At 62.1% G+C, this 20,166-nt stretch carries 17 protein-coding genes and 1 pseudogene; 11 read left to right on the top strand and 7 right to left on the bottom strand.

The genetic code is table 11. The features are described 5' to 3' along the window. Both ACJ8PE_RS12750 and ACJ8PE_RS12745 read left to right on the top strand, forming a co-directional pair. Nucleotides 1-771 carry a 3-hydroxybutyrate dehydrogenase gene (locus ACJ8PE_RS12750; RefSeq protein WP_197793650.1) on the top strand — a complete coding sequence of 257 codons (771 nt, stop codon included), beginning with the start codon at nt 1-3 and terminating at the stop codon, nt 769-771. Between the two features lie 369 nt (nt 772-1,140). Beyond that, nucleotides 1,141-2,277 (top strand): porin, encoded by a 1,137-nt coding sequence (locus ACJ8PE_RS12745; RefSeq protein ID WP_046688171.1) that lies wholly within the window; start codon nt 1,141-1,143, stop codon nt 2,275-2,277. 36 nt (nt 2,278-2,313) lie between these two features. Here ACJ8PE_RS12745 and ACJ8PE_RS12740 read toward each other — a convergent pair whose 3' ends face one another. Further along, complete coding sequence (locus ACJ8PE_RS12740) at nt 2,314-3,135, bottom strand: AraC family transcriptional regulator (RefSeq protein WP_197761299.1); 822 nt, start codon at nt 3,133-3,135, stop codon at nt 2,314-2,316. Between the two features lie 120 nt (nt 3,136-3,255). Here ACJ8PE_RS12740 and ACJ8PE_RS12735 point away from each other — a divergent pair, with 120 nt between their 5' ends. The 3 genes and pseudogenes from ACJ8PE_RS12735 to ACJ8PE_RS12725 form a co-directional block, all read left to right on the top strand. After that, nucleotides 3,256-3,633 (top strand): hypothetical protein, encoded by a 378-nt coding sequence (locus ACJ8PE_RS12735; protein WP_099785679.1) that lies wholly within the window; start codon nt 3,256-3,258, stop codon nt 3,631-3,633. Nucleotides 3,634-3,643: 10 nt separating this feature from the next. Next, nucleotides 3,644-4,519, top strand: a complete 876-nt coding sequence (locus ACJ8PE_RS12730; RefSeq protein WP_047025153.1) for a helix-turn-helix domain-containing protein — start codon at nt 3,644-3,646, stop codon at nt 4,517-4,519. Between the two features lie 233 nt (nt 4,520-4,752). Next, nucleotides 4,753-5,670 (top strand): annotated as a pseudogene (locus ACJ8PE_RS12725) (L,D-transpeptidase family protein); the annotation flags it as partial. Between the two features lie 174 nt (nt 5,671-5,844). On the opposite strand, the gene ACJ8PE_RS12720 reads toward ACJ8PE_RS12725, so the two are convergent. Continuing rightward, on the bottom strand, nt 5,845-6,147 hold the full coding sequence (locus ACJ8PE_RS12720) for a DUF5862 family protein (protein ID WP_033651388.1): 303 nt from the start codon (nt 6,145-6,147) through the stop codon (nt 5,845-5,847). Nucleotides 6,148-6,639: 492 nt separating this feature from the next. Between ACJ8PE_RS12720 and ACJ8PE_RS12715 the strand changes: the two genes are divergently transcribed. The 5 genes from ACJ8PE_RS12715 to ACJ8PE_RS12695 are packed head-to-tail and all read left to right on the top strand — an operon-like array spanning nt 6,640 to nt 12,018. Further along, complete coding sequence (locus ACJ8PE_RS12715) at nt 6,640-7,047, top strand: ExbD/TolR family protein (protein ID WP_021504179.1); 408 nt, start codon at nt 6,640-6,642, stop codon at nt 7,045-7,047. A gap of 1 nt (nt 7,048) precedes the next feature. Next, nucleotides 7,049-7,795: an energy transducer TonB gene (locus tag ACJ8PE_RS12710; RefSeq protein ID WP_033651387.1), complete on the top strand. Its 747-nt coding sequence runs from the start codon at nt 7,049-7,051 to the stop codon at nt 7,793-7,795. Nucleotides 7,796-7,834: 39 nt separating this feature from the next. Beyond that, nucleotides 7,835-10,078 (top strand): TonB-dependent receptor family protein, encoded by a 2,244-nt coding sequence (locus ACJ8PE_RS12705; RefSeq protein ID WP_033651386.1) that lies wholly within the window; start codon nt 7,835-7,837, stop codon nt 10,076-10,078. A gap of 46 nt (nt 10,079-10,124) precedes the next feature. Beyond that, nucleotides 10,125-10,775 carry a MotA/TolQ/ExbB proton channel family protein gene (locus tag ACJ8PE_RS12700; RefSeq protein ID WP_049235387.1) on the top strand — a complete coding sequence of 217 codons (651 nt, stop codon included), beginning with the start codon at nt 10,125-10,127 and terminating at the stop codon, nt 10,773-10,775. Further along, on the top strand, nt 10,768-12,018 hold the full coding sequence (locus ACJ8PE_RS12695; protein ID WP_404769012.1) for a phospholipase D-like domain-containing protein: 1,251 nt from the start codon (nt 10,768-10,770) through the stop codon (nt 12,016-12,018). The genes ACJ8PE_RS12700 and ACJ8PE_RS12695 overlap by 8 nt, the downstream gene beginning before the upstream one ends. Nucleotides 12,019-12,055: 37 nt before the next feature. Here ACJ8PE_RS12695 and ACJ8PE_RS12690 read toward each other — a convergent pair whose 3' ends face one another. The 4 genes from ACJ8PE_RS12690 to ACJ8PE_RS12675 all read right to left on the bottom strand — a co-directional run bounded on the left by ACJ8PE_RS12690 (nt 12,056) and on the right by ACJ8PE_RS12675 (nt 17,529). Next, nucleotides 12,056-13,165: a DmpA family aminopeptidase gene (locus tag ACJ8PE_RS12690; protein WP_197761305.1), complete on the bottom strand. Its 1,110-nt coding sequence runs from the start codon at nt 13,163-13,165 to the stop codon at nt 12,056-12,058. Nucleotides 13,166-13,167: 2 nt separating this feature from the next. Beyond that, entirely contained in the window at nt 13,168-14,544 is a 1,377-nt protein-coding gene (locus ACJ8PE_RS12685) for an APC family permease (RefSeq protein WP_197793648.1), read from the bottom strand. A gap of 125 nt (nt 14,545-14,669) precedes the next feature. Beyond that, nucleotides 14,670-16,178: a CoA-acylating methylmalonate-semialdehyde dehydrogenase gene (locus ACJ8PE_RS12680; RefSeq protein WP_197793647.1), complete on the bottom strand. Its 1,509-nt coding sequence runs from the start codon at nt 16,176-16,178 to the stop codon at nt 14,670-14,672. Between the two features lie 10 nt (nt 16,179-16,188). Continuing rightward, nucleotides 16,189-17,529 (bottom strand): aspartate aminotransferase family protein, encoded by a 1,341-nt coding sequence (locus tag ACJ8PE_RS12675; protein ID WP_197793646.1) that lies wholly within the window; start codon nt 17,527-17,529, stop codon nt 16,189-16,191. 135 nt (nt 17,530-17,664) lie between these two features. Here ACJ8PE_RS12675 and ACJ8PE_RS12670 point away from each other — a divergent pair, with 135 nt between their 5' ends. Continuing rightward, complete coding sequence (locus ACJ8PE_RS12670) at nt 17,665-18,594, top strand: LysR family transcriptional regulator (protein ID WP_197793645.1); 930 nt, start codon at nt 17,665-17,667, stop codon at nt 18,592-18,594. A gap of 258 nt (nt 18,595-18,852) precedes the next feature. Here ACJ8PE_RS12670 and ACJ8PE_RS12665 read toward each other — a convergent pair whose 3' ends face one another. Then, the gene (locus tag ACJ8PE_RS12665; RefSeq protein WP_273873342.1) at nt 18,853-19,980 is read right to left on the bottom strand and encodes an iron-containing alcohol dehydrogenase; all 1,128 of its coding nucleotides are present in this window, start codon (nt 19,978-19,980) and stop codon (nt 18,853-18,855) included. Nucleotides 19,981-20,166 lie beyond the last annotated feature (186 nt).

Genomic DNA, 20,166 nt, shown 5'->3' with positions numbered 1-20,166 from the left:
ATGAGTGTACAAGGCAAAACCGCGCTGGTGACCGGCTCGACCAGCGGCATCGGCCTCGGGATAGCGTCCGTGCTGGCCGCCGCCGGCGTGCGCGTGATCCTCAACGGCTTTGGCGATGTGGAAGCGGCGAAAGCGCAGGTTGCCCGGCTGGGCGCCGCGCCGGGGTATCACGGCGCCGATCTCGGCGATGCGGCCCAGATAGCAGACATGATGCAGTATGCCGAACGCGAGTTCGGCGGCGTGGACATTCTGGTGAACAACGCCGGCATTCAGCACGTGGCGCCGCTGGATCAGTTCCCGGTGGAGAAATGGAACGCCATTCTCGCCATCAACCTGTCGGCGGTGTTCCACACCTGCCGGTTGGCGCTGCCGGGCATGCGCGAGCGCAACTGGGGGCGCATCATCAACGTGGCGTCGGTGCACGGGCTGGTAGCGTCGAAAGACAAATCGGCTTATGTGGCGGCCAAGCACGGCGTGGTGGGGCTGACCAAGACGCTGGCGCTGGAAACCGCCCGCACGCCCGTGACCTGCAACGCCATCTGCCCCGGCTGGGTGCTGACGTCGCTGGTGCAACAGCAGATCGACAAGCGCATTGCCGCCGGCATCGATCCGCAGCGGGCGAGCGATGAGCTGCTGGCGGAGAAGCAGCCGTCGCAAGCGTTCGTCACGCCGGAGCAGCTCGGCGAGCTGGCGCTGTTCCTGTGCAGCGACGCGGCGGCGCAGGTGCGCGGCGCCGCCTGGAACATGGACGGCGGCTGGCTGGCGCAGTAGTGAGATTTTCCCCGGAGCGCGCAATGCGCTCCGTCGTTATTTCCCGCCTTTAATTAATTCCCTCGCGTGACGGTTTACCTGCGGCAATAATATTTATTTGTTATTTGCTATCTTTATTCCCAGATAATCACGCCGGGTTATTTTGGGTAAAAGATGCGGATTGGTTTATTTCGTGCTGCGGTTATTACATTATTTTTCTCCGTGTTACAGGTGAACACGTTTCTTCTGAAAATAAATCCAACCTGAAATAATGGCAGATTATGACGTGAATTTTTATATCTTGCGTGCGCTGTTGACATCGGGTAATTATTTCCGCGTGGCTTAAGACCACCGTGTTTATAACAATAATTTTTTCGGGCAGGGGTAATAATGAGAAAGAATACAACGCCAATATTCATTGGCGGCGTCTTGCTGTCGGCGTTATCCGCCGGCGCACAGGCCGAGATCACCATTCTGGATAAAAACCCGCAGAGCAATGTGTTGCTGGCGCCTCTCAGTTTAAAGGTGGGCGGCAGCATTCGCCCCGAGTGGATCTTCAATAACGGCCCGGAGCCGGGCTATGACAAAAACGGTCACGACGGCGGCACGCGTTTTCGCTTCAGCGGCGACTATGCGCTGACGCAGGACACCTCGATCATCGGCTATTACGAATGGGGCGTCGATCTGGCGCACGCGCTCAGCTGGGACGGGCACTACAATGAGGACGGCAAACGCGACTATCAGCGCCAGCTGTACGCCGGTTTCAAGGACGATCGTTACGGCACTCTGACCTATGGCCACCAGTACGGCATCTATTATTCCGTGGTCGGCATCAAAAGCGACGTCTGGGATAACGACGGCCACGCGGGCGGCACCGGCATCGGTATTTCCGGCGATTATGACGGCGGCAATAAACCGAAAAACAGCATCAAATACACCAATGATTTCGGGCCGGTAACGCTGTACGCCAACTATTTATTGCCGGAAGACGATCTGCACACCGCGGATAACCTGATTTACCGCCGCAAGGGCGGTGGCGGGCTGGGCTTCGATTATAAGGTGACGAAGGATTTCACCTTCAGCGCCGCCTACAGTTATACCGACGCGAAGATCAAAGATAATCTGTACAACGAAAAGGATTATCACCAGCAGCTGTCCGGCACCGCGTTGACCTGGCAGCCGAACAACTGGTACATCGTCGGCACCGCCAGCTATTACAAAGACTATGTGCCGAGCACCCGCCAGCGCACGCTGTCGCACTTCTTCGCCGGTGACGGCTACGGGCTGGAAGGCTTCGTCGGTTACACCTTCAATATCGACAAGCCGTTCCTCAAATCCGTTCAGCCTTACGTCGCGGCGGACTCGCTGCGGCTGAAGGGAGACGAGGCGTATCACGCCAACCACGTCTACCTCGGCGCGGGCACCACCATCGGCTACGGTCTGTCGGTGTATGTGGAGCGCACGCTGGCCAACAGCAGCGACAACGAGCCGGATTCCACCTGGATAACGGTGTTCTACGACTTCTGATCCGCCTCTTGCCAGGCCGGCGCGGGTGCCGGCCGTTCACATGCTGATCGCACCGCCCGGAGGTTGCCCGGCGGCGTTGCGTTCCGCCAGGTAGCGCGCCGGCGGTTTGCCCACCGCCTTTCTGAACATGGTGACGAAGCCGCTGGCGCTCTCGTAACCCAGATCCAGCGCCACCGTCTGTACGCTCTCGCCCTGCGTCAAGCGCTGCAGCGCCAGCATCACGTGCAGCTGACGCCGCCAGTGGCCGAAGCTCATGCCCATCTGTTGTTGTAACGTGCGGCTGAGGGAGCGCTCGCTCATGCCGATGCGCTGCGCCCACTGGCCGAGGGTGGATTTGTCCGCCGGGCAGCTCAGCATGCCTTCGGTCAACTGCCGTATGCGCGCGTCGTCGGATACCGGCAGATGCAGATTCTCGATCGGCGCGGCCACCAGCTGATCCAGCAACACCGCCGTCAGGCGCCCTTCGGCGCCCTGTTCGTCGTAGAGCGGTTCGAAGGTGGTGGCCTGCAGCAGCAGTTCGCGCAGCAGCGGCGAGACCGACAGCGTGCAGCAACTCTGCGGCAAGCCGGCGACGACGTGTTGATCGACGAACAGGCAGTAAGCCTCGGTCGAGCCGGCTCCCTGGGCGTTGTGCAACACGTTGCCCGGCATCCACAGCGCGCACTGCGGCGGCACCAGCCACAGGCCGTTTTCCACTTCGCAGCGGATCATGCCGCGCACGGTATAGATCAGCTGCGCCTTTTGATGACGATGCGGCTCGACTTCCCAGTCCTGCTCGATGGTGGAACTCTGCACGGCGAACAGCGGGCGCGGCACCTGATCGATATCGATATTGCGGCGTGGGATCTGGACTTTCATGAGAACAATTCTCAATTTGGCGGAATTGAAAAGTATTATGTCCTGATTGCGCAATGTGGTCTAGCGCCGGTGCCGATAAAGTAAGCGCCAGTCCTAAACCCTTTCGCGAGGAAACTGATTATGTCACTCGATACCGCCGATTTTCCGCTGGTGTGGATGCGCCGAAACGGGCGCGATACCCAGGCCGAGCTGGCTGAATTCAGCGCGCTGCTGGCGCGCGCCGAGCCTTTCGTCCTGATGACCGATCGCAGCGTCGGCGATGAAGGTGAAGAGCACGATCGCGACGCCCGCACTCAGGTAGCGCTGTGGAAGCGCGATAACCGCGCGGCGCTGAAGCGGTGGGCGAAAGGCATGATCATGCTTGAACCGGACGACGCCAAACGCGCGGCGGCGGAAGCATTCGCCGAATACGGCGCCAGGTTCTGGGGCTATCCGATATTGGTGGCCGCCGATGAAGCCGCAGGCAGGATGTTGGCGCTGACATTACTGAGCAAATAAGGGGAACACCATGCACCAGCAACAGGTGATTGAGCAGCTGCTGGCCTGGATCGAGCAGAGCCTGGATCAGCCGCTGACGCTGGACGACATCGCCGCCAAATCCGGCTATTCCAAGTGGCATTTGCAGCGGATGTTCAAGCAGCACACCGGCCATATCCTCGGCACGTACGCCCGCCGCAGAAGGTTGACCGCCGCCGCGCGCGAACTGCGCCTGACCGGCACCAGCGTGGCCTGTATCGCCGATACGTACCAGTTCGATTCGCAGCAGACCTTCACCCGCTGCTTCCGCAAGCAGTTCGGTCTGCCGCCGGCCAGCTATCGTCGCAGCCAGGATTGGTCGAGCTACGGTCTGCAGCCGCCTCTGCGGCTGACCGAAGCGCCGCTGCCGCAGGCCGACATCGTGACGCTGCCCGCCATGCAGCTGGTGGGCAACACGCAACGCCGCAGCTTTACGCTGGGGCAGTTGGCGGCTTCCAAATGCGAGCTGCGTCGCCATGCCTGGCGGCAATTGCTGCGGCCGCAGACGCTGCCCGAGGTGATGTATGGCCTTACCAGCCTGGAGATCGACCGGCAGCGTCGGGGCTGCCCGCGCATGGCGTATACCGCCGCTTTGCCGGACGAAGGGGCGGTGGGGGAACGGGTGACCATCGAACAGGGGGAGTACGCCCGTTTCACCTATCAGGGGCAGGCGGAAGGGTTACAAAACTTTATTGTCCGGCTGTATGACACCGCCATGCCGCAGATGAACGCCATCCGCCGGCCAGGGCAGGATATCGAGCGGTTCTACCCGGCGCAGGAGGGCAGTTGCCCGCTTGGCGGCGCGGCGATCCGCTGTGAATATCTGATCCCCATTCGGCGGGCGGAGGCGCTGGCCGCCGCCAGTTAGGCGGCGGTTCTCGCAGAAAATCGCCTTCGTGGCGCGTCAGGTTACAAAAAATTGCGATATTACATCGGTAATGGTTCACACTTTGATTGATGTGCACATATAATGCGCATCCGGTCAAATCCCCCCTGGTTTTTCAGGCCGCAGCGCCGTTGGCTGCCGGCTGAAATTCAACGGGGAAAAGTGGCCGTAGAAACCAATACCCATAATCGCCAGTGGCCTTGACCAACACGAAGATGAAAATGAGCATTCGCGCGTTATTAACCCTGTTTACGGCACTGGTTGCATTCAGCCAGGCTGCCTTCGCCGTCGTCTACCCGCTGCCGCCAAAAGACAGCCGTTTGGTGGGCGAAAATATCCAAATCACCGTACCGGAAGACAGCAAACTGCCGCTGGAAAGCTTCGCCGCCCAGTATCAGATGGGGCTGAGCAACATGCTGGAGGCCAACCCGGGCGTGGATCCGTTCCTGCCGAAGGCCGGCAGCACCCTGACCATCCCGCAACAGCTGATCCTGCCGGACGCGCCGCGTGAAGGCATCATCATCAACAGCGCCGAAATGCGTCTGTACTACTACCCGAAAGGTTCCAACACCGTCGTGGTGTTGCCGATCGGTATCGGCCAGCTGGGTAAAGACACCCCGCTGAACTGGACCACCACCGTGCAGCGCAAGAAAGACGGCCCAACCTGGACGCCGACCGCCAAAATGCGCGCCGAATACGCGGCTGACGGCGAGATCCTGCCTGCGGTGTTCCCGGCCGGCCCGGATAACCCGATGGGGCTGTATGCGCTGTATGTTGGCCGCCTGTATGCCATTCACGGCACCAACGCCAACTTCGGCATCGGCCTGCGCGTGAGCCACGGCTGCGTGCGTCTGCGCGCCGACGACATCAAGTACCTGTTCCAGAACGTGCCGGTCGGCACCCGCGTGCAGTTCATCAACGAACCGATGAAGGCCACCGTCGAACCGGACGGCTCGCGCTACGTGGAAGTGCACAACCCGCTGTCGGCCAACGAAGAGCAGCTGCAATCCAAGGATCCGGTGCCGCTGACCATTTCCGCGCCGGTCGGCAAAGTGCTGATGGACGCCGGCGTCAACCAGAGCGAAGTGGACGCGGCGATCAAGGCTCGTTCCGGTATGCCGGTGAAAGTGAACTGATCGCCTCGGGCTTCAGTGACAATACCAAGAAGACGCCTGCGGGCGTCTTTTTTTATGAACCGAAGTGCTGTCAGGATATTTGCGCCGGCGCGTCTCCGGGATTAACGGTTTTTTTATTCCCCGCGCGTCAGAAATAAAATAGCCGCCGCGCCGGCGGCCATTTTATTTCTATTACAGGCTGCCGCCGACCGAGGTCGAGGTGGAGCCGATCGTCTCGCGGAAATGTTTCGCGTAGTCGGCCACTTCCTGCTGCGTATGCGTCAGGCCATAAAGACCCAGCCCCACACCGCCTGCAACGCCGCCGATGAGGGTGCCAACCAATTGGCCGACCGCACCGGCAATAAAGCCGCCTGCGCCTGCGGATTTGCCTGCAATCAGCGCGCCGGTCATGGCGCCGTCCAACAGCCCATCCCAGGCCGCGTTCAGATCGCCACCGCTAACGTACTGTTCTTCATATTGACTAAGTACTTTCATATACAATCCTTATAAATAAAAGGGTGACTTAGTGGGTTTAATTAAATTCTAAAATAACGCCGTAGCGCTATTTCACTTTAAAAATATAACAGCTGATATTTGATTGGCAATATTCTATTCAATGAAGGGTATTATTTGGTTAAATATAGGTGCATTCATTTTTGGCGAGTGTTTTAAAGAGGGGGATTGGGAATGTTCTTGGGAAAAATAGCAGATATCGCTGGAAGGTGAGAGGCAAAGCCGCCGCCGCTTGGCGCAGCTTGTCACTATTTTCACATTTATTGTCTCGTCATCCGCACGGCGTTAGGCCCACATTGCAATTATTCCGATAAAAACTATCGCTAATTAATGGGTTATATAGCCCTTGCCGTCGTTAATCATTGAAAAAATTCTCGCAAAAAATCCGCACTGTGAAAATAAGATCACACAAGCGTAACAAAAGGTAAACAAACCCCTCCTATATTGGCTGCTTCGCTTTTGTGAGGGAGTGTCATGCGTAACTGGAACGAACCGAAAAAGAACAAAGCGCACATCGAACTGATCCCGATGATCGACGTGATGATGTTTTTATTGGTGTTTTTCGTCTTGATCAGCCTGAACGTCATTCCGGCGCTCGGGTTGAAAACGCAGCTGCCGTCCGCCGGCAGCGCGCAACAGCTGAAACCGCAGAAGAAAGCGATTATCACGCTGGGGGCCGACGAACAGCTGCAGCTGGATGGCCAGCCGATCGCGCTCGACGCGTTGGTCACGACGCTCAAGCAACAGCAGCAGGCCAACCAGACCACCACCATCATCGTCAACAGCGACAAAGGCGTGGCGGTCGAGCGGCTGGTGGCGGTCATGGATAACCTGCGCCAGGGCGGTTTCTTCTCCGTCTCCATCGCGACACGGAAGCTGTGACATGTATCTGCTCTATCGCTCACGTCATCTTTTCAGCTGGTTGCCGGCGCTGATTGTCGCCGGCTGCCTGTTGTTCGCCAGCCAGCAGGCGGCGCTGAAGATCCAGCCGCGCTACGACGAAACCGCCATCGAACTGGCGCTGGTGGAGCCTGAACCGGCGCCTGAACCTCAACCGCAAATGCCGCCGGACCCCCAGCCCGAACCGCCGCCGCCCGAGCCGGAGCCGATCCCCGAACCGGTGGTGCCGGCGCCGGAACCGATCGTGGAAGCCAAGCCGGTGCCGAAACCGCAACCGAAGCCCAAACCCAAGCCGGTGAAAGAGAAAGCCAAACCGGTGGAAAAGCCTAAACCGACGCCGGCGCCCGCCGCCCCGCGCGCGCTGGTCAGTAAACCGGCGGCACAGCCCGCACCGGCCACCCCGGCGGCGCCGAAGGTGAATGCGCAGGCGATTGAAAACGGCTATCTGCTGGCCTTGCGCCGCGAACTGGAACAGCGCAAGCGCTACCCGACCGGCCGTCAGGCCTCCCTCGAGCGCCCGCAGGGCAACGTCGAGGTGTGGCTGGAGGTCGATCGCAGCGGGCGGGTGGTCTCTTCCGGCATCGCCAACAAAGCCGCCAGCATGCTGCTGAATCGCGCGGCGATGAGCAGCCTGCAAAGCATCAGTTCAGTGAAGCCATTCCCGAGCGACGCGTTCGCCGGGCAAACAACCAAAAGATTTACCGCGACGTTCAATTATCAGGCGCCTTAGCGCAAGGGTTAATCGTTTGATTTTTAAGGGATGCACACCATGAAATCGTTCAATCGTTCTGGGATCTATCTGGCGGTGATGTCGGCGATGCTGCCGGGCGCCGCGCTGGCGGCCGACGGCACCGACGTCGGCACCATCAGCGTCAAGGGGCAGTCGCTCGGCGGCGGCATGATGGTGCAGGACGACAGCGCCAAAGCGCGCTCCACCGTCACCAAAGAGGCGATGGATAAAATGCCGTCGGCGGCCAACGCCATCGACAAGCTGAAGTTCACGCCGGGCCTCAACGTCAACAGCAATGACGCCAGCGGCCTGAGCGGCGTGGACTACACCATGCGCGGCATGAACTCGGATCAGATCGGCCTGTCGATGGACGGCATCCCGATCAACGACTCCGGCAACTACGCGGTATACCCGAACCTGCTGGGCGATGCGGAGAACCTGGAAGAGGTGTTTGTCACCCAGGGCTCTTCCGAAGCGGACGGCCCGCATATCGGCTCCAGCGGCGGCAACATCGGCCTGGTAACGCGCCGCCCGGCGAAAGACTTCGGCGGTTTCGTCAAGCAAACGCTGGGCAGCAACAGCCTGAGCAAAACCTTCGCCCGCCTGGACACCGGCGAGTACAACGGCTTCAGCAACTGGCTCTCCTATTCGCACACCGAGGCGAAGAAGTGGCGCGGCGAGGGGCGGCTGTACTCCGACAAGTTCGAGATGAACTCGCTGTACGAAGACGGCAACGGCAACAGCAGCAATCTGGTGATGAAGTACAACCGCCAGAACAACACCAACTACAACACCCTGAGCAAGGCGCAGTTCCAAAACGACGGTCGTGACACCGACTATGCCACCACGCCGGAGTACAACAGCCGCGGACAGTTGAACAAGTATTACAAGCTCGAGCGCAACCCGTTCGAGAACTTCACGCTGTCGTTCACCCAGAAGCTGCAGCTGCGCGACAACCTGTCGCTGACCCTGCAACCGTATTACTACTGGGGCAACGGCGGCAGCTTCAACGGTCAAACCGCGTCGGTATTGTCCAGCACGTCGGACAGGGCAGGGCAGTACGATCTCAGCAACCTGAAATCCAACACCTACTACCGCCCGTCGTGGACGCAGACCTGGCGGCCGGGCATCACCACCAAGCTGAAGTGGGACATCAACGATCAGCACAGTCTGGATATCGGTTATTGGTATGAGCGCGCGCGCCAGCTGCAGACCCAGCCGTTCATCAGCATCAAGGGCGACGGCAACCCGTCGCAGATTTGGGGGCCGCCGGGCGGTTCCGATCAGGTGAAGGATGCGAACGGCAACACCGTTCAGGGGCGCAACCAGTACACCATCACCCCGGCGCAGAAGGTGTGGCTGCAGGATACCTGGTTCGCCACGCCGGACTGGACCTTCGTCGGCGGCCTGGCCTATCAGTACGTGGAACGTAAAGGGGACAATCGCGGCAGCCTGTACAACGCGCCGGAGAAACGCAAAGCCACCTATCATGAATTCCTGCCGAACTTCAGCGCCAGCTATAAGGTGAACCAGGAAAACCAGGTGTTCTACAACCTGACGCGCAACATGCGCACGCCGCCGAACTATGTGCTGTACAACGTCGGCGATTCGCTCAGCACCAAGCCGGAGCTGAGCTGGAACCACGAGCTGGGCTGGCGCTTCCAACAGGAAGACATGCTGCTGAGCGCCACGCTGTTCTACATGCGCTACAGCGATCGCCAGATCTCCACCACCAACGCGGCCGGCGACTACGAGATGATGAACATCGGCAACGTGGAGAACAAAGGGCTGGAGCTGGAGTGGAGCGGCCAACTGCCGCATAACTTCAACTACTACACCTCCTATACCTATACCCAATCGAAGCAGAAGAGCGACATCGTCAGCAACGGCGGGTTGCCGCTGCCGACCTCCGGCAAAGAGGTGCCGAACGTGCCGAAAAACCTGCTGAACATGACGCTGGGTTATGACGACGGCCTGTACTACGGCAGCGTCAGCGGCAAGTACGTCAGCGCGTTCTATGGCGATCTGACCAACGACGAGAAGATCGGCGGGCGCACGGTGTTCGATCTGGCGGCGGGGGTGCATCTGCCGGTGGACAAGAAAATCGTCAAAAGCGCCGCGCTGCGTTTTGGCATCAGCAACCTGTTTGACAAGGAATACCTGACCTCGGTGCGCACCACTACCTTCAACGCGGCGCCCTACGGCGGCGTGAAGGCCAGCACCCCGTATTACAACGTCGGCGAAGAACGCACCTTCAGCGTCTCGCTGGAAGCCACCTTTTAACTGAATGCCCCGCCGTCTGCCCGGCGGCGGGGAAGAGGAACCCTGTATGGACGCCAATCTGTTGCACGACATTATTTTCTACGTGATGTACGCCGCGCTGGCGATTGCGCTGGTGATCATCATCGAACGCACGCTGTACTTCGCCTATACCCAGCGCCAGGCGCGCCGGCTGGAGCAGGCGCTGACGCCGGACGTGCGCCGCGCCGCCGATCTGCCGGACGAGCTGACCCAGCGCAATAGCCTGCCGATGTCGGTGATCGCGCCGGTACTGGCGCAGAAACACCACGCCGGCGACCGCGAGGCGATCGGCGATCTGATCGACGCCCAGTACCTGCTGAGCAAGCCGCCGATGGCGCGCGGCCTGTGGCTGCTGGAAACCGTGGTCACCGCCGCGCCGCTGTTGGGGCTGCTGGGCACGGTGATGGGGATCATCGAAACCTTCAAGGCGCTGGCCGCCTCGGGGGTGTCCGAACCGAGCCTGGTGTCGGCCGGGATGGGCACCGCGCTGTACGCCACTGGCCTCGGCATCGCCATCGCGCTGCTGTGCCTGGTGGCCAACAACTTCCTGCAGAGCCGCATGGAGCGCATCAACGAACTGCTGAAGGTGCTGCTGATCCGCGCCGGCCAACCGGCCAGCCGCCCGGAGAGCGGCAGCGGCGAACAATGGGTTGACAGCGGGGCGCCGCGCTATGCCTAATGGCCATCCAATACGGCGGCCGCTCGGCCGCCTTTATACGGCATTGTGGGGCGGTTGTTTGTTGATGTTGAGCCAGAGCGCCGCGGCGCGTTTTGCTATTCCCGGCTATGAGCTGGTGTACACCGCACCGGTGGAAACCGCGCTGCAGGCCGACGATCTGCGTAACACCGCCGAGGTGTGGCGCGAGATGTTCGACGCGGCGAAAACCCGCATCGATCTGGGGCAGTTCTACGTGGCGAATCAGGACGGTTCGCTGCTGGACGGCGTGCTGCAGCACCTGAAGGCGGCAGGCGAACGCGGGGTGAAAATCCGCTTTTTGCTGGAAGAGAAGGGCCTTCGCATGTCTACCGCCGAGACGCTGGAACAGCTGAAGGCGATCCCCAATCTGGAGCTGCGCATCATTCCTTACCAGAAGCTGAGCGGCGGCATTCTGCACGCCAAATATCTGCTGGTGGACGGCGAGCAGGCGTTCGTCGGCAGCCAGAACTTCGACTGGCGCGCGCTGGAACACATTCACGAAACCGGGCTGCGCATCAGCGACGCCAGGGTGGTGGGGCAGATCCAGGCGATCTTCGAGCAAGATTGGCAGGCGCAGGCGCTGCTGGCGCAGGATAAACCGGTGCCGCCGCTGCCCGATTCGCCGATGACGGCGCCGACGCAGGGCAACTATCTGGTGGCCAGCCCGCGCGCCTACAACCCGGCGGGGGTGATTGACTCGCAGGCCGAGCTGCCGCGCTTGCTGGCCGGCGCCAAGCGGCGGGTGCGGGTGCAGGTGATGGACTACGCGCCGCTGTCGTTCGGCCCGGAACGCAGCCGCCCCTTTTATGCGGTGATCGACAACGCGCTGCGCAGCGCGGCGGCGCGCGGGGTGCAGATCGAGCTGATGGTGGCCAACTGGAACACCAAAAAGCCGGATATCGCCTGGCTGAAGAGCCTGGCGCTGGTGCCGAACGTGCAGATCAAAGTGGTGACCATACCACCGGCCAGTAGCGGCTTCATTCCGTTTGCCCGCGTGATCCACAGCAAGCTGATGACCATCGACGATGAGATTGCCTGGGTGGGCACCAGCAACTGGACCGGCGGCTATCTGGACAACTCGCGCAATCTGGAGCTGGTGATGCACAGTGCGGCGATGAGCGGGCGGTTGGACAAGCTGTACCAACAGCTGTGGAACAGCGTCTACGCCGAACCGCTGCGGCTGGATTACGACTACCCGACGCCCAAGCCGGGCGGCGAATCCTGATAAGCAGGTCGCGGTTAACCCCGCGCCCTGTGTTTTTTTACCGACGCCAGCCGGCTTGCTCCAGCGCCGTCACCAGCTGCTCGGCGCTCAACCCTTCCGCCCGGTGGCCGTTGCCGCTGACGGTATTGGCCGCCAGCAGCGCATTGACGATCGCCTCTTCCACCGCTTCCGCCGCCGCGGCGAACAGCGCCGAAATGTAGTCGTTGTTCACCATGCGCAGCGGTGTGGTGAAATCGCCTTTATTGGCGTAGTCGGCGGGCGGCAGGCCGTCGTTGCCGGTGGCGAAGGCGATAAAGATATCGCCGCTCGAATCCTCGGTGCCGCCGCCGGTGCGGGCGATACCGATGCTGGCGCGCTGCGCCAGCCGCGCACACTGGTGCGGCAGCAGCGGCGCGTCGGTCGCCAGCGCCACCACGATGGAGCCCATGCCGGGATGCGGCAACTGCGGCGTGAACGGCGAGGGGAGATGCCCCAGATGCCGGCCTACCGGGTAACCGCCAACCAGCAATGATTCGCGCTTGCCGTGGTTGGCCTGCACGATGGCGCCCACCGTCCAGCCGCCCTGATCGGCGGGCAAGCGGCGCGACGCGGTGCCGCTGCCGCCTTTGAATTCATGGCAGATCATGCCGCTGCCGCCGCCGACCGCGCCTTCCTGCGGCAAGCCGCCCCGGGCCGCCTGCTGCGCCTGGCGCACGTGCTCGGCCTTGACGTGAAAGCCGTTGATGTCGTTGAGCAGGCCGTCGAAGGTTTCCATCACCACCGGCATATTCCAATACACCGCGTTGTCGCCCGCGGGCAGCGTTTCACGCTCCAGCGCGATCAACGCATCGCGCACCACGCCCACGCTGTGGGTGTTGGTGAAAGCGATCGGGCTGGTCAGCAGGCCCGCTTCGCGCACCCATTCCAGGCCGGTGGCGTCGCCGTTGCCGTTCAGCACGTGCACACCGGCGAAGCAGGGGGCGTGGCGGGCAGAGCCGGGGCGCGGTTCGATCACCGTCACGCCGGTGCGCACGCTGCGCCCGTCCGCCAAATCGGCGTGAATGCTGGCATGGCCAACGCGCACGCCGGGCACGTCGGTGATGGCGTTCAGCGGGCCGGGCGTGCCCTGTCCGATGATAATGCCCAGATCCTGAGCGCGCTGCGTCATGGTTATTCTCCTTCTATTGAGGGGGTGGCGAGGGGCGCCGGTTGGCGGCCGCGCAGATGGTTCAGCGCCAGCCCGAAGCCGATGATGCCGGCAATGATAATAAAGTCTTTCAGGCTGCTGGCGATCAAAATCGTCCACAGCACGTACAGGCAGCACAGCAGCGCCACCACCACCGGCAGCGGCCATAGCGGCATCAGGTACGGGTGGTGGAAGTGGCGGCGACGGCGGCTGATCAGCGCCGCCACCGCCATGATGATGTACACCAGCAGCAGCAGGATCACGGTGAATGAGGTCAGCGATTCGAGGTCGGAGCAAAACGCCAGCAGCGCCGAGGGGACGCCGAACAGCAGGGTGGCGATCCAGGGGGTGCCGAAGCGCGGGTGGATGATTTTCAGCGCGCGGTTGAACGTCGGCAGCCAGAAGCCGTCGCGCCCGCTGGCGAACATCATGCGGCTGAACTGCGCCACGATGGCGATGATGGCGTTGAATACCGACAGGTAGATCGCGCCGCTCACCACCCGCGCCAGCGTCGGGCCGCCGAGCTGGGTGACCACATAACCGACCGGATCGGCCTGTTTGGCCATCTCCGCCAGCGACGGCGAGCCGATCAGCAGGGCGGTGAACGGCACCAGTTCCACCAGCACCACGATGACCAGCGTCAGCATGATCGCGACCGCCATCGGTTTGCCCTGCTCGCGCATATCTTCCGCCATGTACACTGCCGCGCCGTAGCCGTTGTAGGAGAACAGCGCGACCCCGACCATGGCGACGATCAGCGGCAGCGAAACCGGCGCCAGGCTGCCCTGCGCGTCCAGCATCACCGGCGCGGTGAGGATCTCCGCGCTTTGATGCGGATGGCTGAAACCGAGCCAGGCGATCAGCGCCAGCACCGCCACTTCCACCACCAGAAAGGCGCCGGTCAGCAGGGCGTTGGCCTTGATGTTGAAAATGGCGCAGGCGCCGCCGATCAGCACGGTGATCATGCCGGCGGTGGAGGCGTCGAATGAGGTGCCCAGCGCGGTATTCAGATAGGGCACGGCGCCGGTGGCCAGCACCGCCGGCACGAACAGCGCGGCGCTGAGAATAAACAGATAGGTCTGCAACCCGCACAGGGTGCCGAACAGGCGTTTGATGATGCTGTATTCGCCGCCGGCGCTGGGGTGCGCGGCGCCGAGCTCGGCATAGCACAGCGCGATGGTGGCGGCGACGCAGGCGGCGATCAAAAACGACAGAAAGGCGCCGCTGCCGGCGCTGGCGATCGCCAGCGGGGCGATGACGAAGATCGAACTGGCCGGCGTTACGCCGGAAGCGGTAATCATCACCACGTCGAGGACGCTGAGATTGCCTTTGAAAGTGTGTTCAGGGGCGGACTCTTGCATGGTTAACGACTCCATTAACGTGTGAGTGAGTTATTGTTTTGCTGCACAGGCTGTACGCAGGAATCAAATGGAGCGCGCTAAATGCCGGGGAGCGTTGCTCCCCGGAAGTTTATTGTTCTTATGTGTTACCCCTGCCCCGACGGGAAGCTGAAGCTGGCGAGCCGGGCGTCGCCGGAGGCCGGCCAGCGCTGGGTCACGGTCTTGCGTTTGGTGTAGAACCTGACCGCGTCCGGGCCGTAGGCGTGCAGATCGCCGAACAGCGAGCGCTTCCAGCCGCCGAATGAGTGGTAGGCCACCGGCACCGGCAGCGCCACGTTGATCCCCACCATGCCGACCTGAATGCGGCTGGAGAAGTGGCGCGCCGCTTCACCGTCACGGGTGAACAAGCAGGTGCCGTTGCCGTATTCATGGGCGTCGATCAAGGCCATCGCCTCCTGCAGCGACGCCGCGCGCACCACGCCGAGCACCGGGCCGAAGATCTCCTCCTGATAGATGCGCATGCCGGGCGTCACGCGGTCGAACAGCGTCGGGCCGAGGAAATACCCCTGGCTGGGGCGGCCGTCTGCGCCGATCACGCTCAGCTCGCGGCCGTCCACCAGCAGCTCGGCGCCTTCGGCCACGCCCTGATCGATATAGCCTTTCACCTTCTGATAATGCTGTTGAGTCACCAGCGGCCCCATGTCGTTGCGGTTGTCGCTGCCGGGGCCGACGCGCATGGCGGCCATCTGTTGCCGCAGCCCGGCGATCAGCGCGTCGGCGGTGCCGTCGCCCACCGCGACCACCAGCGGGATGGCCATGCAGCGCTGGCCGCAGGAGCCGAACGCCGCGCCCATCAGCGCGCCGACCGCGCCGGGGATATCGGCGTCCGGCAGCACCACCGCGTGGTTTTTGGCGCCGCCCAGCGCCTGCACCCGTTTGTTCTGGCCGCAGCCGGTGTGATAGATGTGTTCCGCGACCGGCGTCGAACCGACGAAGCTGATCGCTTTGACGCGCCCGTCATGCAGCAGCGTCTCCACCGCTTCGCGATCGCCGTTGACCACGTTGAGCACCCCTGGCGGCAGCCCGGCCTCCGCCGCCAGCCGCGCGATATACAGCGCGGCGGAAGGGACGCGCTCGGAAGGTTTCAGCACGAAAGTATTGCCGCAGGCGACCGCCATCGGCCACATCCACAGCGGCACCATCGCCGGGAAGTTGAACGGGGTGATGCCCGCCACCACCCCGAGCGGCTGAAACTCGCTCCAGCTGTCGATGCCCGGGCCCGCCTCTTTGCTGTGTTCGCCTTTCAGCAATTCCGGCACATAGCCGGCGTATTCGATATTCTCGATGCCGCGCTGCAGTTCGCCTAGGGCGTCGCTGAGCACTTTGCCGTGCTCGGCGGTGATCAGTTGGCAGATGGCGTCGGCGTGCTGCTCCAGCAGATCCTTGAGCTTCATCATGATGCGCGCGCGCTTCAGCGGCGGCGTGTCGCGCCAGGCGGGGTAAGCCTGCTCGGCGGCGGCGATGGCGCGCTCCACCGTGGCGCGATCGGCCAGCAGCACCTCCTGCGCTGATTGGCCGGTGGCCGGGTCGTAAACCGGCTGGCTGCGTTCGCCGCCGGCGGCGGGTTCGCCGTTGATCCAATGGGTAATGGTCATGGTTTGCTCCTTATTCGGTGGCGTTGAGGGCATCGCCGACGGCGTTGATCAGCGCATCTATCTGCGCTTCGCTGCTGATGAACGGCGGCGCCAGTTGAAGGGTGTCGCCGCCGTACCGCACGTAAAACCCGCTTTCCCAGCAGCGCATCGCCGCTTCGAAGGGCCGCCGCGCCGGTTCGCCGGGCCGCGCCGCCAACGTGACGCCGGCCGCCAGGCCGATATTGCGAATGTCGGCGACGTGTTTGGCCCCCTGCAGGCTGTGCACCGCGCGCTCGAAGTAGGGCGCCAGCGCCTGTACGCGCTCCACCATCTGTTCGCGCTGCAGGATGTCCAGCGTCGCCAGCGCCACCGCGCAGCTGACCGGATGGGCGGAGTAGGTGTAACCATGCGGGAATTCGAGCTGGTAGTCCGGCTCGCCGCCGTTCATGAAGGTTTGGTAGATCTCCGGCCGCACCACCACCGCGCCCATCGGCTGCGCGCCGTTGGTCACCTGTTTGGCTATGTTCATGATGTCCGGCGTGACACCGAACGCCTCGGCGCCGGTCATCGCGCCGCAGCGGCCGAAGGCGGTGATCACTTCGTCGAAGATCAGCAGAATGTCATGCTGGGTACAGATCTCGCGCAGGCGCTGCAGATAGCCGACCGGCGGCACGATCACCCCGGCGGAGCCGGAGAACGGTTCGACGATCACCGCGGCGATCGTCGAGGCGTCGCGCAGCGCGATGATGCGGTTGAGCTCTTCCGCCAGCTCCGCCCCCTGTTGCGGCATACCGCGCGAAAAGGCGTTGCCGGCCAGCAGAGTGTGCGGCAGATGATCCGCCTCGGCGCCGGCGCCGAACGCCTTGCGGTTGCCGGCGATGCCGCCGACCGAGATACCGCCGAAGTTAACGCCGTGATAGCCCTTTTCCCGGCCGATAAAGCAGGTTTTTCCCGCCTGGCCTTTGGCGCGCCAGTAAGCGCGCGCCATTTTCAGCGAGGTGTCCGCCGCTTCCGAGCCGGAGCCGGTGAAGAACACGTAATCCAGCCCCGCCGGCGTCAGCGCCTTGATTTTGTTGGCCAGCTCGAACGACAGCGGGTGGCCGAACTGAAACGCCGGCGAGTAATCCAGCGTCGCCAACTGGCGCTGGGCGGCGTCGGTGATTTCCTGCCGGCCGTGCCCCAATCCGCAGCACCACAATCCGGACAGGCCGTCGAAAATCTTTCTGCCGTCGTGGCTGGTGTAATACGCCCCCGCGGCTTGAGTAATGATGCGCGGCTGCGCTTTAAAATTGCGGTTGCCGGTAAAAGGCATCCAATGGGCCTCTAATCCTGCGGCATCGAGGTTATTTAGCGGGTGATTTTCAGCGGCCATGTTTTCCTCCGAACAGGAAAATAAGAGCGATTAATGAAATAAACTGAGTTGTTAACGAATTGTTGTGCGAAATTGACTATGTACCGCTTGTTCTCTACTGTGAATAATCATATGTCGAAACTTACTTAAGGTTTTATGCAAGTAAAAAAGCGCGCGCTGTTAGGACAATTGTCGGATATGGATCTGCGTTTGCTGCGGGTATTCAAGGCCGTGGTCGACTGCGGCGGCATGAGCGCCGCCGAACTGGAGCTGAATATCAGCCTGTCGACCATCAGCAAGCACATCAAGGATCTGGAACAGCGGCTGGGCCTGACGCTGTGCCAGCGCGGGCGCGAGGGCTTTGCGGTCACCGACGAGGGGCTGATTATCTACCAGGAAACCGTCAACCTGCTGGCGGCCACCGAGGCGTTCCGGCGCGGGGTGGACGAGGTGCACCAGCGCATGGGCGGGCAGCTGCACGTGGCGATATTCGACCATACGGTCAGCAATCCGCAGGCGCAGATCGGTCCGGCCATCGCGTTATTCAGCGAGCGCGCGCCGGAGGTTTCTTTGCAAATGTACGTGGAGCCGATTAATACCATTGAACGCGGCGTTATTGACGGGCAATTTCAGGTTGGCGTTATTCCCATGCACCGCAGCGCGGAAAGTTTATCTTATCATTCGTTATTCAGTGAGAGGATGTTCTTATATTGCGGCGCGCAGCATGAATTATTTTCCGCCCGCCATGAAACATTAAATTGGGATCTGCTGCACAATTATGCCTTCGCCGGATTAGGCTACCATTCGCCGAATATGGAACTGAGCCTGCAGCAACATTTGCATCGCAAGGCGACGGGGTTCGCGCAGGAGTCGATCGCCACGCTGATCCTGTCCGGCAAATACGTCGGCTTTTTGCCGGATCACTACGCGGCGTTTTTTGTGGCGCAGAACCTGATGCGGGCGATCAAACCGGCGCTGTTCCGCTATCACTGCGAGTACTCCAGCGTGCTGCGCCGCTCGCCGGTGCCGCAACGGGTGGTGAAGCTGTTCCATGAGTGCCTGCTGGCGGCCCACGGAACAGCGTGACGCTTACTGCTCTTTCTTCTTGCCGAAGATTCTGATCAGCGCGCCGACCAGGATGCCGACCGCGATGCCGGCGAAGATCCAGCCGATGATGCCCATTTCCTTACTCCTGCTAGTGCGTTGATCTAATTATACCCGTCATACTTGAAACTGCATCTGTGTTGGCTGCGAGTGCGTACGCCAGTCACTTACTTGAGTAAGCTCCTGGCGAGCCACCTCTTGCCGCCGGGATGCAGCTCCAACTATTTAGGGTAGAAATAATCATTCGACGCGAAACGCCTCTTCGATCATCCGTTGCCGCTGCGCCGGCGCATAGTCGATCCAGGAATTCTTGCTGTTGGATTTCTCCAGCGCCACCGCCAGCTCCTGGCCGGAAATCGGCAAATCGTCCTGCCAGAACGGCGCGATGGCGTGGCGGGTGATGAAATCGCTCAGGTAGCTCTCCGGGCTGCCCTGCCAGTGCGGGTACAGTCTGGCGGCCAGCTCGGCCATCAGCGCGCGCTGCTGCGGCTGTTCGCTGCTTTCCAACAGGGCGAGGAACGGCAGCAGCAGGCGACCGCAGACCTGCCCGTGGTGGTAGTCGCGCAGCGCGCCGATCTCGCCGGCGATGCCGTGAATGACCCCCAGCCCGGCGGCGCTCAGCGTCAGTCCGCCGAGGTAGGAAGCCTGCATAATGGCTTCGCGCGCCGCGTCGCTGCGGTTAAGCGCCGGCCAGGCGGCGAGGAAGTGGCGGATGCCGCTCAGCGACATGTCGCGCGTCATGGCGCCGGCGGTTTTCGACAGATAGGCCTCGAACAGGTGGGTGAAGGCGTCGATGGCGCAGTAGGCCAGCACCTTGTCCGGGGCGCCCGCCAGCAGATGCGGATCGAGAATGGCGGTGTGCGGCACGAAGTTGTTATGACGCAGCGAGGCTTTCACCTTGCTGACCTGGGTATCGGTGATCACCGCGTTCTGCGTCACCTCGCTACCGGTGCCGGCGGTGGTGGGAATGGCGATCAGCGGCAGGGTGGCGCCGCTGATTTTGCTGTCGCCCACCTTTTCCATATAGCGCAGCGTTGGCAGCGGGTGCTCAACCAGCGCGGAGAACGCTTTGGCGGCGTCCAGCACGCTGCCGCCGCCGATGGCCACCACGCGCCGCGCCTGGCCGCGCCAGCGCGCCACCCAGGCGTCGATTTCCTGCGGCGACGCCTCGTGGCTGACGATTTCGGTGCCGATGAGCAGCGGCGCCAGCGCTTCGCGCAGGCCGGCGTACACCGGGCCGTTGAGAAAAGAGCGGCAGCTGAACAGCAGCGTCGGCTGCGGATCGGCAAGCAGCAGCGGCGGCAGCTGCTGGATGCTGCCGTGGCCGAACCAGGTCTGGCGGTTGGCGATGATGTGGCTGACGGACATGAAGTCTCCTTGACGGCGTTGCAGGTCGCGATGCCACAGCATAAGCCAGCGGGCGCGGAGCGGCCACCGCTTTCCCCGCCGCGGCAACCTGTGAGTTGTTTAACATGTAAACGATCGCGCTCTTGCATTTCGGCGCTGCGGATGCTTTTTTTAACAGTACCGGCCGTCGTGCGGCCAACCCCATCC

Origin of the sequence: Serratia sp. CY74737, from assembly GCF_052166775.1 — a bacterium.
Taxonomy (GTDB): domain Bacteria; phylum Pseudomonadota; class Gammaproteobacteria; order Enterobacterales; family Enterobacteriaceae; genus Serratia; species Serratia ureilytica.
Note: the sequence above shows the minus strand (reverse complement) of the source record. Positions and strands in the feature narration are given on the sequence as shown.

Excerpts from the sequence above, each read along its gene's own strand:
- ACJ8PE_RS12735 (WP_099785679.1), top strand. The coding sequence starts at position 3,256 with ATGTCACTCGATACCGCCGATTTTCCGCTGGTGTGGATGCGCCGAAAC.
- ACJ8PE_RS12685 (WP_197793648.1), bottom strand. The coding sequence starts at position 14,544 with ATGCAAGAGTCCGCCCCTGAACACACTTTCAAAGGCAATCTCAGCGTC.
- ACJ8PE_RS12695 (WP_404769012.1), top strand. The coding sequence starts at position 10,768 with ATGCCTAATGGCCATCCAATACGGCGGCCGCTCGGCCGCCTTTATACG.
- ACJ8PE_RS12680 (WP_197793647.1), bottom strand. The coding sequence starts at position 16,178 with ATGACCATTACCCATTGGATCAACGGCGAACCCGCCGCCGGCGGCGAA.
- ACJ8PE_RS12750 (WP_197793650.1), top strand. The coding sequence starts at position 1 with ATGAGTGTACAAGGCAAAACCGCGCTGGTGACCGGCTCGACCAGCGGC.
- ACJ8PE_RS12700 (WP_049235387.1), top strand. The coding sequence starts at position 10,125 with ATGGACGCCAATCTGTTGCACGACATTATTTTCTACGTGATGTACGCC.
- ACJ8PE_RS12710 (WP_033651387.1), top strand. The coding sequence starts at position 7,049 with ATGTATCTGCTCTATCGCTCACGTCATCTTTTCAGCTGGTTGCCGGCG.
- ACJ8PE_RS12670 (WP_197793645.1), top strand. The coding sequence starts at position 17,665 with ATGCAAGTAAAAAAGCGCGCGCTGTTAGGACAATTGTCGGATATGGAT.
- ACJ8PE_RS12745 (WP_046688171.1), top strand. The coding sequence starts at position 1,141 with ATGAGAAAGAATACAACGCCAATATTCATTGGCGGCGTCTTGCTGTCG.
- ACJ8PE_RS12665 (WP_273873342.1), bottom strand. The coding sequence starts at position 19,980 with ATGTCCGTCAGCCACATCATCGCCAACCGCCAGACCTGGTTCGGCCAC.
- ACJ8PE_RS12740 (WP_197761299.1), bottom strand. The coding sequence starts at position 3,135 with ATGAAAGTCCAGATCCCACGCCGCAATATCGATATCGATCAGGTGCCG.
- ACJ8PE_RS12705 (WP_033651386.1), top strand. The coding sequence starts at position 7,835 with ATGAAATCGTTCAATCGTTCTGGGATCTATCTGGCGGTGATGTCGGCG.
- ACJ8PE_RS12690 (WP_197761305.1), bottom strand. The coding sequence starts at position 13,165 with ATGACGCAGCGCGCTCAGGATCTGGGCATTATCATCGGACAGGGCACG.
- ACJ8PE_RS12715 (WP_021504179.1), top strand. The coding sequence starts at position 6,640 with ATGCGTAACTGGAACGAACCGAAAAAGAACAAAGCGCACATCGAACTG.
- ACJ8PE_RS12720 (WP_033651388.1), bottom strand. The coding sequence starts at position 6,147 with ATGAAAGTACTTAGTCAATATGAAGAACAGTACGTTAGCGGTGGCGAT.
- ACJ8PE_RS12730 (WP_047025153.1), top strand. The coding sequence starts at position 3,644 with ATGCACCAGCAACAGGTGATTGAGCAGCTGCTGGCCTGGATCGAGCAG.
- ACJ8PE_RS12675 (WP_197793646.1), bottom strand. The coding sequence starts at position 17,529 with ATGGCCGCTGAAAATCACCCGCTAAATAACCTCGATGCCGCAGGATTA.